Annotated in this window: 17 protein-coding genes; 7 read left to right on the top strand and 10 right to left on the bottom strand. The window is 37.5% G+C overall.

Annotation, left to right across the window (positions count from 1 at the left end; all coding sequences use genetic code 11):
• Window positions 1-11: 11 nt before the first annotated feature.
• The 3 genes from dcuC to CZ809_RS05885 all read right to left on the bottom strand — a co-directional run bounded on the left by dcuC (window position 12) and on the right by CZ809_RS05885 (window position 4,264).
• Window positions 12-1,391: a C4-dicarboxylate transporter DcuC gene (gene dcuC / locus CZ809_RS05895; RefSeq protein WP_080156446.1), complete on the bottom strand. Its 1,380-nt coding sequence runs from the start codon at window positions 1,389-1,391 to the stop codon at window positions 12-14.
• Between the two features lie 399 nt (window positions 1,392-1,790).
• Window positions 1,791-3,122 (bottom strand): ferredoxin reductase family protein, encoded by a 1,332-nt coding sequence (locus CZ809_RS05890; RefSeq protein WP_080156445.1) that lies wholly within the window; start codon window positions 3,120-3,122, stop codon window positions 1,791-1,793.
• Between the two features lie 203 nt (window positions 3,123-3,325).
• Window positions 3,326-4,264 (bottom strand): LysR family transcriptional regulator, encoded by a 939-nt coding sequence (locus CZ809_RS05885; RefSeq protein WP_080156444.1) that lies wholly within the window; start codon window positions 4,262-4,264, stop codon window positions 3,326-3,328.
• A gap of 80 nt (window positions 4,265-4,344) precedes the next feature.
• On the opposite strand from CZ809_RS05885, the gene CZ809_RS05880 reads away from it, so the two are divergent.
• The 4 genes from CZ809_RS05880 (at window position 4,345) to CZ809_RS05865 (ending at window position 9,880) form a co-directional block, all read left to right on the top strand.
• Window positions 4,345-5,742 carry an efflux transporter outer membrane subunit gene (locus CZ809_RS05880; RefSeq protein WP_080156443.1) on the top strand — a complete coding sequence of 466 codons (1,398 nt, stop codon included), beginning with the start codon at window positions 4,345-4,347 and terminating at the stop codon, window positions 5,740-5,742.
• Window positions 5,743-5,788: 46 nt separating this feature from the next.
• Complete coding sequence (locus CZ809_RS05875; protein WP_080156442.1) at window positions 5,789-6,937, top strand: HlyD family secretion protein; 1,149 nt, start codon at window positions 5,789-5,791, stop codon at window positions 6,935-6,937.
• Window positions 6,938-6,945: 8 nt separating this feature from the next.
• Window positions 6,946-8,433, top strand: coding sequence for a DHA2 family efflux MFS transporter permease subunit (locus tag CZ809_RS05870; RefSeq protein ID WP_080156441.1), 1,488 nt, complete (start codon window positions 6,946-6,948; stop codon window positions 8,431-8,433).
• Between the two features lie 442 nt (window positions 8,434-8,875).
• Window positions 8,876-9,880: a DUF6929 family protein gene (locus CZ809_RS05865; protein WP_080156440.1), complete on the top strand. Its 1,005-nt coding sequence runs from the start codon at window positions 8,876-8,878 to the stop codon at window positions 9,878-9,880.
• A 71-nt stretch (window positions 9,881-9,951) separates the two neighbouring features.
• Here CZ809_RS05865 and CZ809_RS05860 read toward each other — a convergent pair whose 3' ends face one another.
• From CZ809_RS05860 to CZ809_RS05840, 5 genes are all read right to left on the bottom strand, one after another.
• On the bottom strand, window positions 9,952-10,938 hold the full coding sequence (locus tag CZ809_RS05860; RefSeq protein WP_080156439.1) for a LacI family DNA-binding transcriptional regulator: 987 nt from the start codon (window positions 10,936-10,938) through the stop codon (window positions 9,952-9,954).
• A 55-nt stretch (window positions 10,939-10,993) separates the two neighbouring features.
• Complete coding sequence (locus CZ809_RS05855; protein WP_080156438.1) at window positions 10,994-12,304, bottom strand: 6-phospho-beta-glucosidase; 1,311 nt, start codon at window positions 12,302-12,304, stop codon at window positions 10,994-10,996.
• 16 nt (window positions 12,305-12,320) lie between these two features.
• On the bottom strand, window positions 12,321-12,632 hold the full coding sequence (locus CZ809_RS05850; RefSeq protein ID WP_080156437.1) for a PTS lactose/cellobiose transporter subunit IIA: 312 nt from the start codon (window positions 12,630-12,632) through the stop codon (window positions 12,321-12,323).
• A 28-nt stretch (window positions 12,633-12,660) separates the two neighbouring features.
• The gene (locus tag CZ809_RS05845; protein WP_080156436.1) at window positions 12,661-13,965 is read right to left on the bottom strand and encodes a PTS sugar transporter subunit IIC; all 1,305 of its coding nucleotides are present in this window, start codon (window positions 13,963-13,965) and stop codon (window positions 12,661-12,663) included.
• A gap of 91 nt (window positions 13,966-14,056) precedes the next feature.
• Complete coding sequence (locus CZ809_RS05840) at window positions 14,057-14,362, bottom strand: PTS sugar transporter subunit IIB (RefSeq protein ID WP_080156435.1); 306 nt, start codon at window positions 14,360-14,362, stop codon at window positions 14,057-14,059.
• 441 nt (window positions 14,363-14,803) lie between these two features.
• Here CZ809_RS05840 and CZ809_RS05835 point away from each other — a divergent pair, with 441 nt between their 5' ends.
• Entirely contained in the window at window positions 14,804-15,673 is an 870-nt protein-coding gene (locus tag CZ809_RS05835; protein WP_144396167.1) for a glycerol kinase, read from the top strand.
• Between the two features lie 111 nt (window positions 15,674-15,784).
• Here the strand turns inward: CZ809_RS05835 and CZ809_RS05830 are convergent, their stop codons facing one another.
• Both CZ809_RS05830 and trhO read right to left on the bottom strand, forming a co-directional pair.
• Window positions 15,785-16,102, bottom strand: coding sequence for a fumarate hydratase (locus CZ809_RS05830; RefSeq protein ID WP_080156433.1), 318 nt, complete (start codon window positions 16,100-16,102; stop codon window positions 15,785-15,787).
• Window positions 16,103-16,264: 162 nt separating this feature from the next.
• Window positions 16,265-17,245, bottom strand: a complete 981-nt coding sequence (gene trhO, locus CZ809_RS05825) for an oxygen-dependent tRNA uridine(34) hydroxylase TrhO (RefSeq protein ID WP_080156432.1) — start codon at window positions 17,243-17,245, stop codon at window positions 16,265-16,267.
• 365 nt (window positions 17,246-17,610) lie between these two features.
• Here trhO and dbpA point away from each other — a divergent pair, with 365 nt between their 5' ends.
• Both dbpA and CZ809_RS05815 read left to right on the top strand, forming a co-directional pair.
• Window positions 17,611-18,996, top strand: coding sequence for an ATP-dependent RNA helicase DbpA (gene dbpA / locus CZ809_RS05820; protein WP_080156431.1), 1,386 nt, complete (start codon window positions 17,611-17,613; stop codon window positions 18,994-18,996).
• Window positions 18,997-19,245: 249 nt separating this feature from the next.
• On the top strand, window positions 19,246-21,036 hold the full coding sequence (locus CZ809_RS05815; protein ID WP_080156430.1) for a cation:proton antiporter: 1,791 nt from the start codon (window positions 19,246-19,248) through the stop codon (window positions 21,034-21,036).
• The last annotated feature ends 56 nt before the right edge of the window (window positions 21,037-21,092 follow it).

Genomic DNA, 21,092 nt, shown 5'->3' with positions numbered 1-21,092 from the left:
TATGGGGCTAATTAAGAGTATTGAATAACCGCCATAATTAACACAACCACCATACTGCTTAACATCGGAACACTGGTACGCTTAATAACATCAATCGGTGTTAGGCCTGCCATGCCTGAAACGGTAATAATGACCCCAGCAACTGGTGACATTGTTCTGCCAATGCCCGCTGCAAATAAAATAGGCAGTAATGGAAGTAGGGGATTAACACCAAAGTTAGTTGCAATTTGAGGTACGATAGGAATAAAAGCCATTACAGGGGCATTGCCTGAACCAGTAATAAATGCGGTTAATAAAATAAAGCCAGAAAAGACAATAACAATACCGCTTGGACCAAGATCAAATGATTTTGCGGTATCAATTAGTGTGTTGATGGCGCCAATATTAGTTAAACCAGCAGAGAAATATTCAGCCGCAATCATTAACGTTAATACGCTCGCAAATATCATTCCGGTACCTTTTAGCCACGCTTCAAAATTATCAAAGGCACGTTGAATTGAACGAAATCTTATTGCTTCTATTACGATACAAATACTGATTGTTGACATCATCGCAATTGGAATTGTCATGGTAATAGATTGCATTACCATACTTGAGAATCCAAATAAAAAGATAAAAGGCAAGACGGGAAGCAATGCGTAAAATTTAGGTACTATATCATTGTCATCATGTTGTTTTTCTAGCGTTTCTAAATATTTACCTCTATCTTCTGATGGGTTATAACCGTCAATACGATCACAATGACGTTGCCATACAATGTTAACCAAAGGAATTAAAATAAGTAGCATAGCTTGAAATATGGTTTGATGGTTTACCACAAAATCCATGATTTCAACATTGATTGTATTGGCACCAATAACCGCATTAATTTGCCCTGGGCCATATTCCCATGCTGTTGGAATAACGATAGTAGCAACGGCTGTTTTCGCACTAATACCCGCATTACGTAATACTGGGTAAAGTGTGCCCATTAAGAGTAATGATAACGATGTTGCACCAGTAATAAATACGTACATTAGAGATACAAATATTAAAACGAGTATCAACAGGATATAAGGATTTTTTACCGCCATAACTGGGCGAGATGTGGCTTTCACCAATGCCTGAGATGCGCCAATGTGGTTTAGATAGGTTGAAACACCAGCAATAGAGACAAGTGTTAGACCGACACTGCCTAAACGGGTATTGGTGATTTCTGTAAAACGTTGCCAGAGGTCAAAAAATAGTGCGCCTTGCGTCTTCCCATCGGCAAGTACAGGTGCAATTCCTGATATGGATGCGTAAGCCAGCAACAATAAGCCTGCGGTAATTAATGTTGCTTGGGGATTGAATTTTTTTAACATTGAGTAGGCGACAAGCCCAACTATACATAGTGTAAAAATATATTCCATGTTGTTCTCATTGATAAAGACAGATGGAATAATTATTTATTAATTGAAGTAAAAAAACGCTGATGATTATCTTATAAATAACTAACAAAAATTACTTTAATAATAAGTTAGATCTTAATCGCATTGTTGCATTTTAAATGTTGTTTGATTGTTTATCAGTAACCATTAATAGTTGTTATTATGTTAACTGTTTGAAATAAAAAGATGCCGTGAATATCAATTTATTATGTTATATCTATTTTGAGACTTATATGGATGATGAAATCGAGATAATTAAAAACATAGCTTCATTATTTATAGAATATGTGATTACACGATGAAAATAAAAGAGACGCGTTACCTTTGCCGCCATATTATTGATATATATAGCAGGAATATGTCATCTCTTTTATGTGTTTTTTAGCGCATCACAAATAATTCTTCGTGGTAATTTTTCTCAATATCAAAGGAGCGTGCACCGAGCTCTTTTTTTAATGTTTTTGAAAAGATTTCTGGCCCGCAAAAGTAAAAATCATAATCATTTACGTTATCGCATTGAGTTGCGATGTCGTTGATATTTAATCGCGGTGAATGGAGGGTATCTATTACGTTTAACCTTACGCCAGCTTGCTGTGTCAGAGAGTACAACTCATCAGCTAAGTTATTATCAATACCTCGACAACAATAAAATAAATCTATTTGAGGATTGTTCGTTTTTCCTTTAAGTGTTTCTAAGGTAGCGAAAAAAGCAGCGATACCAACACCACCAGCAATCCATATTTGTGGCTTGCTAAGGTCGAAATTAACACGGCCATAGGGACCTTCAACCATTACTGCATCACCTATTTTTACCCGTTCGTACAATCCCGTAGTGAAGTCCCCCAAGGCTTTAATTAAAAAACGTATTTCGGGGTCGGTAGTGCCTGAAACAATGGTAAATGGATGTGGATCTTCATTACCAAACCGTAAATATGCAAACTGTCCTGCTGTATGTCCTTGCCAAGCACTCTTTGGTTTTAATATTAATTCCATTGTTTCAGCTTGTGGAAAATAACGCGTCGAGACAATAACAGCAGCGTGGCGGTTACTGCGTCCGACAAAACCCAATAAACTATATATTGCCGCAATAGAGCCAATAAAAGCAAAGCCGAATGTGAGGTAATAAATAGGTTCTCCCCAATAAGCATGCTTGAGTAGTAATACTGAGTGAACAACGATAAGTAAATAGGCAACTGACATTAGGCGGTGTGATAATTTAAAGGGTTTATATTTTACCGTGGCCCATAGCGAGATCATCAGTAAGGCCAATAGTAAATAAAATCCCCACTCCCCAATATTTTCAGCAAAGCCATGTAAATTATTGACCCACGCATTCCAACTAAACTCAGTTGCCGCTGGGTTTGAATTATGCTGACGAACCGGTCTTGTTAATACGCCAGACATTACCAGCCATTTAGGAACTTGGCACCATAACCAGTGTGAGATACCGAGTGCGATGCTACTGATACCCAACCATTTGTGTACTCGATAAGCTTTATCCATGCCATTAAGCCAGTTCTCAACCATAGATAAACGCATGGCTAATATCATAGTGATGGACATTAATATCAAAGATAAAATGCCGGAGTATTGAATAATGGAAGATCGCCATTCAAAGAGATTGGTTGAAGTAAATAATTGCGGTTCCATCGCAAACCAAAAGGCTGATATTGTGGCAATCATTGCCCAGATAAAATTGCGAGTTGTTGTCATGACTTTGTGCCTATATAAACGATAGCTTTATGTTACCTATTGCGATGTAAAGCGACGTCAATATACGTATATCTATGCAAAGTTTGATTGTTTTTATTTTACTTATTTTAAAGGAGCCATTATGACGCCTTTAAAATAGTATTATGGTCATTGATATTAATAAATAGATTACTCTTTGATAACCCCTCCGTTAATAACATACTTTATTTGGAATGATTAGCTGTTTCCTGATTACGTCGCTGAATTTCATCTTGGAAACGTGTGATTGTAAAATCAATAAATGCACGTAACCGTCGAGGCATTAAATCGCGTTCTGGATAAATAAAACTGATGGGAATAGGAACTTGTGAGGCATAAAGGCTGGGTAAAATATGGACCAATTTTCCTTCAGTAATAAGATTACGGCACAAAAATTCTGGAATGTAGGTAATTCCAAAACCATCTAAACAGAGATCTAATGCGGCGCTTAATGTATTGACCTTAAAACGATAAGGTAGGCCTTCTAATACATTTTTATTCCCCGTACGAACACTACTGATCATTTTAATTTGTTGATGAGGCGCTTTTAAATCGGCCAAGCTTTGGGGTAAGTCGTACTGTGCTATGTATTGAGGGCTTGCTACTAAGACGCGTGTTGAATGATGGAACGTTCTGACGATCAATGATGAATCTTCAATTTCGCCAACTTGTATCATAACGTCAAAGCCTTCTTTAATAAGGTCAACTTTACGGTTTGATAATTCAAGATGTATTTTTAAGTTAGGATGTAAAGCCATAAATGCTTTTATACAATCGCCAAAAAAGCCTTTTCCTACCTCTACGGGCATGACCATTTTTAAGGTGCCGCAGACTAGGTCGTGACTCGCGGTGACTTCAAGTTCAGATTGTTCTAAGACGTCTAGAATCTGTGAACAAGAACGGTAAAAAGTATCTCCCTCAGCTGTTAACACTAATTGGCGTGTTGAGCGAGTTAATAATCTAATTCCTAAATAACGTTCTAATTCTGCAATTTTTCGGCTTACTGTTGATTTTGTTAATTCTAATTCAGTCGCCGCTAGCGTAAAACTTTGGCGTTCAACTACGCGTGCGAATATTGCGATCGTGTTTAAATCAAAGCCAATTTTATTGTTTTTTGTCTGCAACAGTCTTTTCCTTTGTAGTGTATATAACAACAATCGATTCCACTTTATACTTTATACCATAAAGTAATTTAGGACGAAAAATGAAAGCATTTTATATCACTCGCACCGCATCTTCTTTGGCGGCGGTGTTGCTATTATCGGCATGTAGTATGATTCCACCCTCTGAACCACAACATCATTCACTACTAACCGCCCAACAAGTTCATTTATATCAGCGTGATCTTAGCGACATAAAAACGGATTGGTGGACTCAATTTAATGATCTGCAATTAAACCAATTAATTACATTAGGGTTGACGAATAACTTAACCTTGCAGCAAGCCCAACAGCGTATTGAATTAGCCACTCAGCAGGTTGCTTTAGCTCAAGCGGGTGATAAACCAAGCGTAAATCTCAATATTAGTGGTGGGGCAATAGGGGCAAATTTAGATTCTTTATCCCCTCATAATGCAGAATATTCAGCATTAGGAATGTTGCTGCCTTCTTTTTCTTACCAATTTGATTTTTGGGGTAAAAATAAGGCAATCATTGCTGCTGCAACCAATCAAAAATTATCATTAGAAGCGCAAGCGGTACAAGCGAAGTTACTGTTGTCTGCGGCTATTAGCAGTAGTTATTTTACTTTACAGAATAATTACCGCTTAGAGCAAAATCTTCAGCTGTTGTTGCGTGAAACGAATAAGCAAAAAGCCGTTATTAGCGATCAAATTAAACGTGGTCTCGCAAGCAAAGCTGAATTATTTCAACAGCAAGGCGATCTTGATAAGTTATCAGCACAGCTTTCAATGACGGTTACTCAACAGCAATTAGCAAAAAACCAATTAGCGTTATATTTAGCTAAAACGCCAGAGCAATTGGGAACGCTATTAACGCCAAATGCACACCCAATAAATCAATTGAATACCATGACGACGATTCCAATGAATTTATTGGGGCGTCGCGCGGATATTATTGCGAATAAATGGTTGGTTGAAGCGAATCAACAAGGAATAAAACAAGCTAAAGCAGCTTATTATCCTGATATGAATTTAATGGTCATGGGCGTTTTTCAAAAATTATCTTCGATGAACCCAGCCGATCTGTTTTTAAGTGGTGCAACCATTGCCACAACCTTACCGCTCTATGACGGTGGCGTACGTGATGCTAATTATGCGTCGGCAAATATTCATTATGATCAAGCAGTGACGGTTTATAACCAATCTGTTCTTACGGCTGTAAAACAAGCTTCTGATGCGATTGTTAATTTACAAGAAGCATTACAACAACAAGCGCTTACCGTGGCATCAACCACGCAATATCAGCAAGCCTATATGATTTTTAAGCATCGCTATCAACGTGGATTAGCCAGCTTTTCAGAAATGAATAATGCACAAATAAAATGGCATCAGCAGGTTATTCAAACCACGAATGCTGATAACGCTACGTTACAAAATCAATTACAACTTATTGTTGCCCTCGGTGGTGGTTATCACGCTTAACAATAAACTACCGTCACCTAGCACAATAAATAAGATGAGATTCAATATGACAAATCAACCGCTTAATTCTACTTCTAAAAAAAAGCGCAATACTATTATGAGTGTTTTTGTGCTTATTGTTATTGCAGCAGCAGGCGCTGCGTATTTATTAATGCCGACTACCTCACAAAGTACAGATGATGCTTATGTTGCAGGCCAGCGAATAATGATCACGGCACAAGAGGCTGGCACGGTTAATGCCATCAACGTTGATGATACTCAACAAGTTAAGCAAGGTGCGCAGCTTGTCACCTTGAATCGTAATCCATTGTTATTAAAGCAACAACAAGCGGAAGCTAACCTTAAAAATACGGTTCGCGATGTACAAAGTAATTATTTGAAAATAGCGCAGTTAAAAGCACAAATAGCAGCAGAAAAAGTTATGTTAGCCCAAGCGAAGCAAGATTATAAGCGTCGAATTGGGGGCGATAAAGATGGCTCAGTATTAGCTGAAGTGTTATCGCATGCTAAAAATACGGTCATGATTAAAGAGCAAAACTTAATTGCATTAAATAAACAATTACAAGCGCTACAAACATTATTGCCGCAAGAAAACATTTTAGATAATCCTCAAGTTCAAATGGCGATTGCGCAATTACGTCATGTTTACCTTGATCAACAAAATGCCACTATCTATGCGCCTAAAGGCGGTATGGTTGTTAATCGTAGTGTGCAAGTGGGTCAACAAATTCAAGCAGGCCAAGCACTAATGACTATCGTGCCATTAGATAATGTTTGGGTTGAAGCTAATTTTAAAGAAACACAGCTACATAATATGCAGCCAGGACAACCCGTTACCATTAAGTCTGATCTTTATGGTGATAAATATACCTATAGCGGTGTTGTAGCGGGTATTGGCGCTGGTACGGGTAGTGCATTTTCAGCAATTCCTGCTCAAAATGCGACGGGTAACTGGATTAAAATTATTCAACGTGTACCTGTCCGTATCTACATTGATTCACAACAAATTAAACAACATCCATTACGTGTTGGTATGTCAATGACAGTGACCGTTGACACCAAAACGACAGTGACGAAACCGTTTGATTATGCTGTGTTTACCGCCAATGAAAGTGCACAGAAGACCACGAACGAACGCTTGGCTGTTGTTGATAACAAAGTAGAGACATTTGTTAACCGCCTTATTAAAGCTTAGGTGATGTAATGAATGAATCTGTGCCACTAAAAGGCGTTAAACTGCTATTGATTACCTTAGCGACATCAATGGCAACTTTCATGATGATTTTAGATACATCAATTGCCAATGTCGCGATTCCAACTATTGCGGGTAATCTTGGTGTATCAACCGATCAAGGTATTTGGGTGATCACCGCGTTTGGTGCTGCAAATGCGATATCAATGCCAATGACGGGGTTTTTAAGTCGTCGTTTTGGTGAAGTAAAATTATTTATCTTTGCTACTATGGGGTTTGTTATTGCATCGATGCTATGTGGCATGTCGAGCAGTATTGAAATGTTGATTTTTTTCCGCGTGATTCAAGGGGCTATTTCTGGGTCGATAGCACCGTTATCACAAAGTATTTTATTGCGAAATTTCCCCAGAGAAAAACACGGTTTAGCGATGTCGTTATGGTCAATGACGGTTGTTGTTGCACCCATTATGGGGCCAATTTTAGGTGGTGTGCTAACTGATAATTACTCGTGGTCATGGATATTTTTCATTAATGCCCCTATCGGTATTATTGCGAGTGCGTTAGTGTTTTTTCTACTCAAAGGTAAAGAAACAAAAATCCAACGTGAAAGCGTCGATTATATGGGAATTGGGCTATTAGTAGTGGCGGCGGGTAGCCTACAAATGATGCTTGATTTAGGTAAAGATCATGACTGGTTCCAATCTAATTTAATTCTAGGATTAACATTTGTCGCTGTTCTCTCTTGGGGCTGTATGATCATTTGGGAATGGTATCATGATAACCCGGTGGTAAATTTTCGCTTCTTTACCCAACGAAATTTCACGATTGCGGTCATTGTGATGAGCTTAGGGTATATGGTTTACTTTGGCTCTACAGTATTGTTACCGCTGTGGTTACAAGGGGTGATGGGATATACCGCGTCATGGTCAGGTTATGCGACAGCACCCGTCGGTATTTTAGCGGTTGTGAGTGCGCCTATTATTGGTAAATTAGTTCAAAAAATAGATATTCGTTATATTTTAACTTATGCATTTTTGATTTTTTCTGTGGTTGGATTTTGGCGAAGCACTTATAATTTAGCGGCTTCATTTGATTATATTATGATGCCACAATTGATTCAGGGTGCGGCAACGTTGGCTTTTTTTGTGCCACTGCAAAATTTAATTGTAAATAGTGTTAAACCTGATCAAATAGCCAATGCGGTCGCGTTATCAACATTCTTCCGGACTTTATTTGGTAGTTTTTCATCATCAATTGTTACTACGATGTGGGATCAACGAATGGAATTTCACCATTCACGTATTGCAGAAGGATTTACGGTTGCTAATCATCAAGTCAGTCAGTTTATTCATTCAATGGGCAATAACCTTGATGCGGTGAATAATGTCATTACTCGGCAATCCTATATGATGTCAACGGTCGATTTATTTTGGTTGTCAGGGATCTTATGTTTATTACTGATTCCATTAGTATGGCTAGCAAAACCGGTGCGTCATTAATTATTTAGGGTAACCGTTATACGAAGATCCTATAAAAAAGAGTAACCATTTATTATGGTTACTCTTTTTATTGTTGGCGTTTATACATTTTATAATGATAAAAAACATCGCAATATAGATCTATTTTTGGTGATAAATCTCTGGTTGTATTAAAAATAAACGGATTGAATAAAAATAGAACCAGAAAGAATATTTATACTGATAATCGGGTTTATTTGTGAATATATTGGCATTGATAACAATAATATTTTTAAAATTCAATTAATTAACAAAACATAATATAGATACAATTATTATTTTTAGTATTAAAATTTTGCTTATTACTAAATTTTAAAGCTATTTTATAGTGCGTTTTATAGAATATATGTTTGCATATCTTTTTTTGCTAGAATTATGAGCGTAATATTTTTTTACTCTCAAATATTTCAATGTGTAAATACCAATGAATATCAAAAAAATAGCAACAGTTAGTATTCTTAGCGCTCTAACATTACTTGTTACAGGTTGTTCACCATCAGCTGATTCATCGCATTCATTTACATTTGATATTGCGAATTCAACCATTAATCATAATCTTTCTTCAGGTTCTGGCATGGTTGTGAATAATGGTAAAATCATGGTTGTAGGTGATGATTCACCTTGGCTATTTAGTGTTAATAACGATTTTAAAATTAATAACAAAACATTGATTGAGCATTTTCCTGTTAATGAACAAAATCGTATTAATTACAAAATAAAGCCTGATTTTGAATCAATGACAATGGTTAATTACCTTAATAAGCCTTATTACTTAGTGATGGGTTCTGGTAGTAAAGCCGTATTACGTGAGCAAGCTTATTTGATGCCTGTCAATGGCGGTGAAAATCAAAAACTGTCACTGTCTAACTTATATGCTCAACTGCATAAAGCAGCAAACTTTACTCAACAAGAAAAAATCAATATTGAAGGTATTGCGAGCACTGGTAATGAAATCTTTATCTTTAATAGAGGTAATGAGGGTAAAAATGCCATTTTCACAATGGATAAAAATGAATTAATGTCTTATTTAGAAGGTAAAACGCAAGCATTGCCTTCTTTAAAAGTATATCAAGTTCAATTGCCTAAAATTAATGGTGTACAGGCTTGCTTCTCTGGTGCCGATTATTGGAAAGATGCTGATAGCATGCTGTTTACTGCATCCGTTGAAGGTAATAATAATAGCAGCATCAGCGATGGCGCGATTCAGGGGAGTTTTGTTGGTGTATTACCATTGAAAGCCTTAGCAAATAAATCATCAATTGATTTAACTGGCTATACTAAAGAGCTGAAAAATAACGGTAAAGCGATTATTACAAAAGCGGAATCTATTGCGATTGAAACCCAAACAAATAAAAAAGCGAGTGGTTACATCGTGAGTGACAATGATAATGGCACCAGTCAATTCTTTACTTTTACTATTGATAAATAAGCCATTGATGGATTAAATAAAAAAGCAGTAATAGTTTATTATTACTGCTTTTTATTTAAGAGGTTGTCTGATTAATTCGTTGATAGCGGAAGACATTTCACTGAGCCCCGATCAATAATAGTAGGCTCAAAAGCAGCACATATGCGGGTTGGATTAATTAATAATTTTGTTGCCATGGTTGCCATTTCTGCAATAGGAAAATGAAGACTGGTTAATTTGGGTGAAATAAATGCTGCTCGTTCGCCACTGTCATAGCAAATTAATGAAATATCATCAGGAATGCGTAACCCATATTCAGATATCGCCAATAATGCCCCCAACGCCATTTCTTCGTTACAACAATAAATCGCACTTGGCCGTAGAGGCTGTTGAAGCAATTGATTGCACGCATCATAGCCACTAGGTAAATCATATTGACCTGAAATACAGGCGATAGGTGTTAGTTTTGCAGCCGCCATAGTATCGATAAATCCTTGATAGCGTAATCGACTGGAGGTGCGAGTTTGTGATCCACTAATGCAAGCAATATGACGATGACCATGTTGGATAAGAAATTGGGTAGCGAGTGTGCTAGCTAAGTGATGATCAAAGCTAATACAGCGAGCTTCTAGGCCCATTACGAGTCGATCTAATAAAATAAAAGCATGTGTTTGCGATAAATCGATAAGTTGCTGATCAGTCATACAACGCACATGTAATATTAAACCATCACAGCGCATGTTATATAATTTAGTGATCGCTTTGAGCTCATTGGCTGCGGTTCCTCCCCCTTGTGTGACAAGTAATTGTTTATGGCTTTTATCGGCTTCTGTTTGGACATTATTCATTAACATGCCAAAGAAACCACCAAGATAGGAGGTAGTGACTAAGCCTAAGGTTTGGCTTTGACTGGATGCTAACGCACGAGCGGCAGGGTTAGGGCTGTAGCCAAGATCGCTAATTGCTTGTTCTATTCGTTGGCGAGTAGCAAGTTTAACGTTACTGTCACCATTTACTACTCGCGATACTGTTGCGCGAGAAACGCCTGCATGGGCTGCAACATTTTCTAATGTAACCATAAATTATCTCTTTTAAATAGGAATGACTCATAATAAGCCATTCCTATACATATCGTTAGTGAGAAAATTGAGGTAGGTATTGAGCATTAATGCGAAGTATGTCGTCTAAGATAGGTTGTGCTAATTGCGCATCGCCAATCAAAGGGTTGGTGACTAATGCTAATAATGCCGCTTCTTTATTGCCATGAACTGCGGCTTCAATAGTTAACCGTTCAAACGCTTTTATTTGTTGGGTTAATCCATGCATTGAATCAGGTAAATGTCCAAAGGCTAAGGGATGAGCGCCTTGGCTATCGATAATACAATCTGTTTCGATGGCGGCGTCATCAGGTAAGCCGATAATTGCACCATTATTGGTGGTATTTACCACTAATCGTGTGCCTAAGTTATTGTGGATAGCACAAACAAGTTCAATCGCAACTTCTGAATAAAATGAACCACCACGGAAGCTTAGTTGCTCTGGTTTATGATCAAGATTAGGATCTTGATATAACTCAAATAGCTCTTGTTCCACTTTCATGACTTGTTCGGCTCGTGTGCCTTCATTAGCTGCTTGTTTTATTTCATCTTGTAACATAGTTTGTGTTTGATAAAAATAACGATGGTAAGGGCATGGAATTGCTCCTAATGCGCGTAAAAACTCAGGCGACCAAGGTTCTTCTTTAATATTATTCATGGTAAGTGCAGCACCATCACAAAGCATTTCAATCACTTTGTTGGTGACATTCTCACCTTTTAATATGACTTCGTGTGCCCAGACCATATGGTTAAGACCCGCAAAACGCAGCTGTACATCGTTATAATCAGCGTTCAGCATGGTCGCAATCATATGGTGCATAGTGACGGGAACATTACACAATCCAATAATTTTTGCATTGCTATAACGTGAGACTGCTTCGGTAACAATACCTGCTGGATTAGTAAAATTAATGATCCATGCATTTGGCGCGAGTAGTTCCACTTTTTTAGCAATATCAAGCATAACCGGAATAGTACGTAAGGCTTTAGCAAAGCCGCCGACGCCTGTAGTCTCTTGTCCTAGTAATCCATATTTTAGCCCTAATCGTTCGTCAGCGGCACGTGCAGGTAGTTGACCGACTCTAAATTGGGTTAGAACATAATCAGCACCTTTGATGGCTTCATCTGGGGAAAAATGCACGCTGACGGTAACATCTGAGAGCCCATTATGATCTAACATTCGACGTGTTAATGCGGCAATGATCTCTACTTTATTGTGGCCTTTTTCAACATCAACTAATGCGATCTCATGCAATGGGATTTGTTGCCAACGTTGAATAATACCTTCAATAAGTTCAGGTGAATAACTGCTGCCGCCACCAATAATGGCAATTTTTGCTGTGTTCATGTTGTTATTCCTTATCTTATAAAGCAGAAGTACGACGGTACAATTCAATAAAATCTTGTGCTAAATCTTGAATCACCATGGCATTCATTAAATGATCCTGAGCATGGACGACGATTAAGGTCACTTTTAATTTGCCTTCGCCTTCATCAAGACCAATTAAATTTGTTTGAATTTTATGGGCTTGATTAATGGCTGCTTTGGCTTCATCGATGAAATGTTGTGCTTGTTCAAAATCATTTTTTCTTGCGGCTTGAATGGCCATTAATGATGCACTTCGAGCACTGCCTGCTGTGACCAATAATTCCATAATAGTTTGTTCGATATCCATGATATTTCCTTTAATAACAATGTAATACTTAGGCATTAGCCATAGCAGGCGTCGTGTCGATTTCTTGTTCAACTAATTGTTTTTCATATGCTTTGAAGAATGGATACCAAATAACGGTATCAATCACCATCAGTACAATAACTAAGATAAATGCGCGGTAATCCCAAGCAGCTGAAATCATTGCGCCAATAGGAGCAGGCGTTGTCCATGGTGCCATTGCAATCATTTTTTGAACGAGATTTAAATGCAGAGCAAAATAAGCCAAAGTTGCATTGATCATCGGAACAATAATTAATGGGAAGAAAAGTAATGGGTTCATTACTACTGGGGAACCAAAAATTAGCGGTTCATTGATATTAAAGATGGCAGGGATAACACTAAGTTTACCAATGGTACGTAAATGAATGGAGCGGCTACGAAGATAAAGAAATGCTAAGACTAATGTTGAACCAGACCCGCCAACACAAATATAAAATGACCAATAAGGGGCGGTTAATATTTGCGTGGTATCCATGCCTTTTGACATTAAAGCAGCGTTAGTGGCAAGGTTTGCCATAAATATAGGGTTAAGAAGGCCGGTTACAATATTGTCACCGTGAATCCCTGCAAACCATAATAAGTTAGCAATTAATAAAGCGATTAAGATTGCGGGTAGGGTGTCACCGAGGGCGACTAACGGTTGGAACAGTTGCATGATTGCCGCTGGAAGTAATAACCCATATTGGCTTTGTAAGAATAAGCTAATAGGGTACACCGTGATCATAATACCAATAACGGGATACAATAATTCAAATGAACGTGCAATCGCTGGTGGTACTTGCTCTGGCATTTTGATAGTGATGTTGTATTTTTTTAATAAATGAATTAACTCAACAGACCATAATGCACAAATTATTGCGGTAAATACCCCTTCACCACCAAGAAAGTCCATCGACATTTTATTTTGAATTTGTGGTGCGGCAGCCAATAAGAAAGCGGTTAATGATAACATCGCTGCGGTTAGGCCATCTAATTTATATGATTTAGCTAAACTATATGCGGTCCCTAAACTGACAAAAATGCCCATGAGCCCCATTGTCATAAAATAGGGCATAGTAATTATGTCCCAATTACTTTTTGCGAAATGGAGCCACCATTGACCAAAAGATGATTGAGTATCAGCATCAAAAGGTGGGTTAGCAACAATTAACATAATGCTGCCAATAATTAAAAAAGGCATGGCTGAAATAAAACCATCACGAATGGCTATAATATGACGTTGACCGCCAATTTTAGCTGCAATGGGTGCTATTTTATTTTCAACGATGTTCATCATCGAAACATAAAGGCCCATAGTGAACTCCTTTCAATAATAAATCCTACAAGCACGGTATAAGCCGTGCTGTATTGATACTAAAATAATAAAAATAAAGAAGAGGTATAAATTAACCAATTAAAGCTAAGGCTGTATCTAATACTTTATCGCCCCGCATGGTGCCGTAATCCATCATATTAATAACAGCAACGGGTGTATTTAATGGTGTTGCAAGTTCTGTAATTCGAGCCAGTTCATATTTAACTTGAGGGCCAAGTAATACCACATCATATTGTGGTAAATGATCTTCAATATCAGCAATCGAAATAGCATTAATCATCGTTGCTAATGAACGTTCTTCTGCAGCTTGTTGCATTTTCTTAACTAACATGCTGGTTGACATACCTGCTGCACAACAAAGTAAAATCTTTTTCATTTCAATGCCTTTTGTGATTTGATTGGTTATGAGAGCGCTCTCATTTGCGATTACAATAAGGTTTATAAGGAATACGTTTTGTGATTAAAATCACCATTTTATAAATAAATGCCTTTTGGGTATTTATTTGTGTGATAAAGGTTTAATTTTGATGTTGGTGAATTTTAAATAAGATAGCTTATATTTAATCTATTAATTAACGGTGGTAAAAAGCATGAGATTAGATAACTCATTGGCCTTGAATGAGTATTTGTGAGCGTCAGGGAATAATATGTATTATCAAAACACATATTATTTAGGATTTTAAATAGTCATATTTTTGATACACCTCTAATTTTATAGTGAATGCATGTCGAAAGTGACATTAGTGTATTTTTTTACTTATAACTATTGGTCACTAAAGTTAATATTATTATAAATTTAACTATGGTGATGAGTATGATGACATCTAAAATATCAACGTCGCAGTTAGCAAAAGCAAAGGGGTTGGTTGCTAAGAATTTATTTAGTGAGTTAGCTGAAGCTGGTTATATTATTCGTGATAATAAAGAATGGTTGTTAACAGATATTGGTAAAGCCGCACAAGGGGAATATAAACAATCATCTCAGTTTGGACAGTATATCGTTTGGCCTGAAGCATTAGAAATTATTACTACGCCATTGTTTGATGGGAAAAAACTATCAGCAACTCAAATAAGTACCCATTTTAAATTATCATCACAGAAGATAAACCAAATACTTGATGAATTAGGCTGGATCAATAAAGCGGTAAAAGGTTGGAAAGTCAGTCAATCTGGCTCTCGATTAGGTGGTGTTCAAAAAGAAGACTCACGTACGGGTATCCCCTATGTAATATGGGATGAAACAGTACTAAAAAATAGCAGTTTACTGCATTCTGTTAATGAAATTACAGGCATAAATGCAGAGGTTAAAAGTACCGATAATTCCGTATCTAACTTTAGACAAAAATTTGAAGCGAAACACCGTGCCGCTGATGGTCATTATGTTCGCTCTAAAGCTGAAATGCTGATTGATAATTGGCTATATATGGCGGGTATAGTACATGCCTATGAGCGAAAATTACCGATTGAAGAAGATTTATATTGTGATTTTTATCTTCCAACTGGCAAGGTATATATTGAATTTTGGGGATTAGAAGATGATCCTAAATATGCTAGTCGTAAGAAAATAAAACAAGATCTGTATACAAAGTATGGATTCAATCTCATTGAATTAAATGATAATGATGTGCAAAACCTTGATGATGTGTTACCTCGAATGCTATTAAAATTTGATATAAAAGCTTATTAAAGGAAAGAGTAAAAGAGAATAACCGTTATAATATTAATTGTTATCGTTTTACTCAATAGCTGATTAATCACTTAATTTCGTTAGGTGATTAATCAGATATTTATTGTCTATCTAAGCGAAGGTTTGGCTAAGAAATAAAAACACACTAATGATAGTTGGTATTGCTGTGTACTTACCTACTTGTTTTAGTGTTAATTTTGTTAGCCTTGGTGCAAGGATATTAACTAATATACTGATATTACAAAAAATGAAAACACCATAGGTTTTTATATCAATTTCGTGGTCTTTGAGTAATTTTATTTGAGCAAGAATTAGAATGACATTAAATGTAATACTCAGTACTCGAGCAATTTGAAATTGGGGAGTATTAAATTCATTTTGTAAGTTATTTTCACTTGCTTTGATGAGGTCATTGTCTTGTTGACTCATAAAGGTTAATTCCTGCTGTAAAGGGGATCACAGCTGCTCTACCCATCAATAATAATAGACGTTGGTAGAGTAGCGATATCTCAAATCGATAATATTATGATCGCACAGCAACGTAGGTTGTGCAATTTTTCACGTAGTGAACTTAACTTGCATTAACTGAGGTTAATCTTGGCCTCGTTGTTCTTTTTTTCGAGCCAACTTTTCTGTACGTCGAAGTGTTTTATGGTAGCTACTTTCAGCACCAATATGTTGCTCACCGCGTGCTATTGCTAAAGCGATCTGTTTTTCACGTTCTCTAAATCGTGCCAGTTGTTGCAAAGAGTGGTGGCCATGGCATTTAGGACAGCTTACACCTTGTTCATATAAATTCGATTGTTTGTCTGCGACGGTAATAGGTAATCGACACGCGTTACAAATATCATAATCAGCTTGTTCTAATTGATGATTTACAGCGACGCGGCCATCAAATACATAGCAGTCACCTTGCCATAAGCTATCTTGTGGTGAAACTTCTTCAAGGTATTTTAAAATGCCACCTTCAAGGTGGTAAACGTCCTCAAAGCCTTGTTGTTTCATATATGCAGTGGATTTTTCACAACGGATCCCCCCAGTACAAAACATCGCGACTTTTTTATGTTTAGTCGGATCCATGTTTTTTTTAACATAATCAGGAAATTCTCTGAATGTGTTGGTATTGGGGTTAACTGCGCCTTTAAATGTTCCGATTTTAACTTCATAATCATTACGAGTATCTACAACCAATACGTTAGGATCGGCAATAAGATCATTCCATGCACTGGGTTTAACGTAAGTGCCTACAACATGGCGAGGATCAATCCCTTCAATGCCTAGCGTTACGATCTCTTTTTTGATCTTTACTTTACAACGATTAAACGGCTGAGAATTCGAAAGTGACTCTTTATAAACAATACCTGCGAGGGAGGCATCAGCATTTAACCATGCTAATAATGTATCAATGCCTTTACGATCAGCGGCAACAGTACCGTTAATGCCTTCATTTGCCAGTAATAAGGTGCCTCGAATGTGATGCTTTTCCATCAGATCCTGCATGGGTTGACGCAATGTAAGATAATGCTTTAGATCGACAAATTTATACAGAGCACAAACAACATACTGACTCATGATATTTCCTTGTTTTTATTGGGCGTAATAATCGATAACGTTTATGAAAAACAGTATACCTGACTAAATTGGTCGGGTATATATGAGCCGCGATTTTATAATACGTAACAGGGATAACGTCAGCCAAGAAAGGGGGATTATTGATGGGTTGCCAGTGCTAATTAGGACTGCTGTGGTAGCATTTTCAAAAATAAATTATGTTTGCTAAAATAAGCGTGTTTATTTATAGCATTGTCAGCGTAGTCATTAGCTGTTAGTGTCGCAGCCCTTATGCATGTGTTATAGCGTGCAACCTTATATTAAACAGCATATCGACACCTCTTTTTACGGTGAGATGGGTATGTTGACGTTTACAGGACATCATTTTGAGTCAGACGGCATTTTCTACCTTAAATCTTCATTCTGATCTATTGAGTAACTTAGACTCTTTAGGTTATGAAGCAATGACACCTATTCAAGCTCAGAGTCTTCCACTTATTATTGATGGCAAGGATGTCATTGCTCAAGGTAAAACAGGATCAGGTAAAACCGCAGCGTTTGGCTTAGGATTATTAAATAACCTTAATGTAAAACGTTTCCGTGTACAGACGTTAGTATTATGTCCAACACGTGAACTTGCCGATCAAGTGGCTAAAGAGATTCGTCGTTTAGCACGTGCTATTCATAACATTAAAGTGCTGACTTTATGTGGTGGTATGCCATTTGGACCTCAAATTGGTTCATTAGAACACGGTGCGCACATTATTGTGGGTACGCCTGGTCGTATTGAAGAGCATGTTCAAAAAGGTTTCTTATGCCTTGATGAGCTAAACACGTTAGTGCTTGATGAAGCTGACCGTATGCTAGAAATGGGTTTTCAAGACTCATTAGACGTGATTATTGATGCTGCTCCAAGTGATCGCCAAACATTGTTATTCAGTGCAACTTACCCAGATCAAATTGCTTCTATTGCAAAGCGCATCATGAAAAACCCAGTGCAAGTAAAAGTAGAATCTAGCCATGACGATAGCAGTATCTCACAGCACTTTTACAAAGTAAGTGGTAATGAAGCGCGTTTAGATGCTGTGCGTTTATTATTGAATCAGCATCGTCCAGAATCATGTGTGATCTTCTGTAACACCAAACGTGAAGCACAAGAGATGTCTGATGACTTAGAAGACTTTGGCTTCAGTTCTATTGCATTGCATGGTGACTTAGAACAACGTGAGCGTGATCGTACTTTAGTTCTGTTCTCTAATAAAAGTAAATCAATCCTAGTGGCGACTGACGTTGCAGCTCGTGGCTTAGATATTGATAATCTTGATATGGTAATTAACTACCATTTAGCACGTGATACAGAAGTGCACGTTCACCGTATTGGCCGTACTGGTCGTGCGGGTAGTAAAGGTATTGCATGTTCATTATTTAGCGATAAAGAGCATTACAAAGTTAAATTACTTGAAGATTACCTTGATCGTGACATTGAAGGCGAAGCTTTACCTGCCGGTAATTTATTAGATCAACCGACTTTCCGTCCTGAAATGATCACGTTAATGATCGATGGCGGTAAGAAGCAAAAAGTACGTCCGGGTGATATTTTAGGCGCATTAACAGGTGATAAAGGTATTGCGGGCGCAGCAGTGGGTAAGATCAATGTATTTGATCACTGTGCTTATGTTGCAGTTAAACGTGAGGTCGCTCGTGAGGCTTTACAAAAATTAGAAAAAGGTCGTATTAAAGGTCGTAACTTCCGTTCACGTCAACTACGTTAACTGACATACCAGCCCTTATAACCATTATAATTATGCCGATGTTGTGCTTTGTAAATAAAGCCACCATCGGCTTTTTTGTTATTGTAAAACAGAATAATCATAATGGTTGCTAGTTTATTGTATCTGTATTGTGATTTAATTGTAGCGTATGTGCATACATTGTCTCTAAATTAGCATTCTCAAGCTAATGATTTAAGGGGATGACATCGTGCTGCTATTTGTGTTGTATTTTTTAAAGAGTATCCATTTATGCATCAAGAAATGATTGGATTGACGATTGCAGGCCTTGGGGTACTAGGGCTTGGATGTCAATGGCTTGCATGGCGTATGAAATTACCCGCGATTTTATTATTGCTTATTGCTGGTTTATTAATTGGCCCTGTGACAGGCATATTTAACCCTAATATTCTGTTTGGTGATTTACTGTTTCCACTGATTTCATTAGCCGTGGCCGTAATTTTGTTTGAGGGGAGCCTAACCTTAAACTTTGCTGAAATAAAAACGGTGCGAAAAAACGTAAAAAGTATTGTTACTATTGGTGCGATTATTACATGGGTTATTACCAGTATTGCAACGCACTATTTATTAGATTTCAGTTGGTCATTGGCGTTCCTGTTTGGCTCTATGACTGTTGTAACGGGGCCAACAGTGATAGTGCCTTTATTACGGACAGTAAGACCACAAGCTAAACTTGCCAATATTTTACGTTGGGAAGGAATATTGATTGACCCTATTGGGGCGATCTTTGTGGTGATCGTATACGAGTTTATTGTTTCTAGTAGCCAAATGCACAGCCTTGAAGTCTTTGGTTTAATGCTGTTGGTTGGACTCGTCATTGGTGCTGTAGCGGGGTGGTTTATCGCTTATGTGCTGCGTAATCATCTTTTACCAGAATATTTACAACCGTTTGCTGTATTGGCCGTTGTGTTGGGCGTGTTTGCTGGCGCGAATGTGCTTGAATCTGAAGCTGGATTATTAGCTGTTACCGTTATGGGTATGTGGCTTGCTAATGCAAAAGATGTTGATATTCGCCATATTCTTCACTTTAAAGAAAACCTGACTATTTTATTAATCTCAGGGTTATTTTTAATTCTAGCATCCCGTATTCAATTGGCTGATTTCCATGCATTAGGTTGGGGGGCTATTACGTTATTTGTGGTGATTCAAGTAGTTGCAAGACCTGCGTCTATTTTTATTTCGACAATGTTTAGTCAGTTAGCATTTAAAGAAAAATTATTTTTAGCTTGGGTTGCACCTAGAGGTATTGTTGCCGCAGCAATTTCAGCTTTATTTGCATTGAAATTAATCGATGATGGTGTTGCTGGAGCTCAACTGTTAGTACCACTTACTTTCATGGTGATTATCGGCACGGTGGTACTACAAAGTTTAACTGCTCGTCCTATTGCTCGTTTATTAGGGGTTGCTGAACCATCACCAAAGGGCTTCTTAATTGTTGGCGCTAATGATGTTGCGCGAGAAATTGGATTAGCGCTTAAAAAATACGACTGTCGAGTGGTGATGACGGATTCTAACTGGGATTATATTCGCGCAGCTCGAATGGCCGGTTTAGAAACCTATTATGGTAATGCGGTCTCTAGTCATGCTGATGAATATTTGGATTTAATTGGGGTGGGCCATTTGTTAGCACTTACTCCAGATAAACACTTTAATGCAGTTGCCGCCAGCCATTATGAAACAGATTTTGGACAACGTAATATTTTTCGTTTAAATGGTCGTCGGCATAATAGTGGCCTAGAGAAGCACTCTGCGACTCAAGCTCACAGCGGATCGGTTCTATTTGGCGATGATATCAGTTATAAAAAATTGGCGAGTTTAATTAACCAAGGTGGAGAAATTAAACACACTAAATTAAGTGATAACTTTACACTGGAAGATTATTTTCAGCAGTATAAAGGTTCATCACTTATTCCATTGTTTGCGATTGATTTAAAGCAAAATATTGTTCCGTTTACCGTCACTTCAACGCAAGAAGCAAAAGCGGGATGGACGATTGTCGCTTTAGTTAAAGAGTCGGCATAGCAGTTATTTTTTACGATAAAATAAAAAAAGCACCGAAATGGTGCTTTTTTATTGTT

The organism is Photobacterium piscicola (assembly GCF_900166965.1).
Lineage (GTDB): Bacteria > Pseudomonadota > Gammaproteobacteria > Enterobacterales > Vibrionaceae > Photobacterium > Photobacterium piscicola.
Note: the sequence above shows the minus strand (reverse complement) of the source record. Positions and strands in the feature narration are given on the sequence as shown.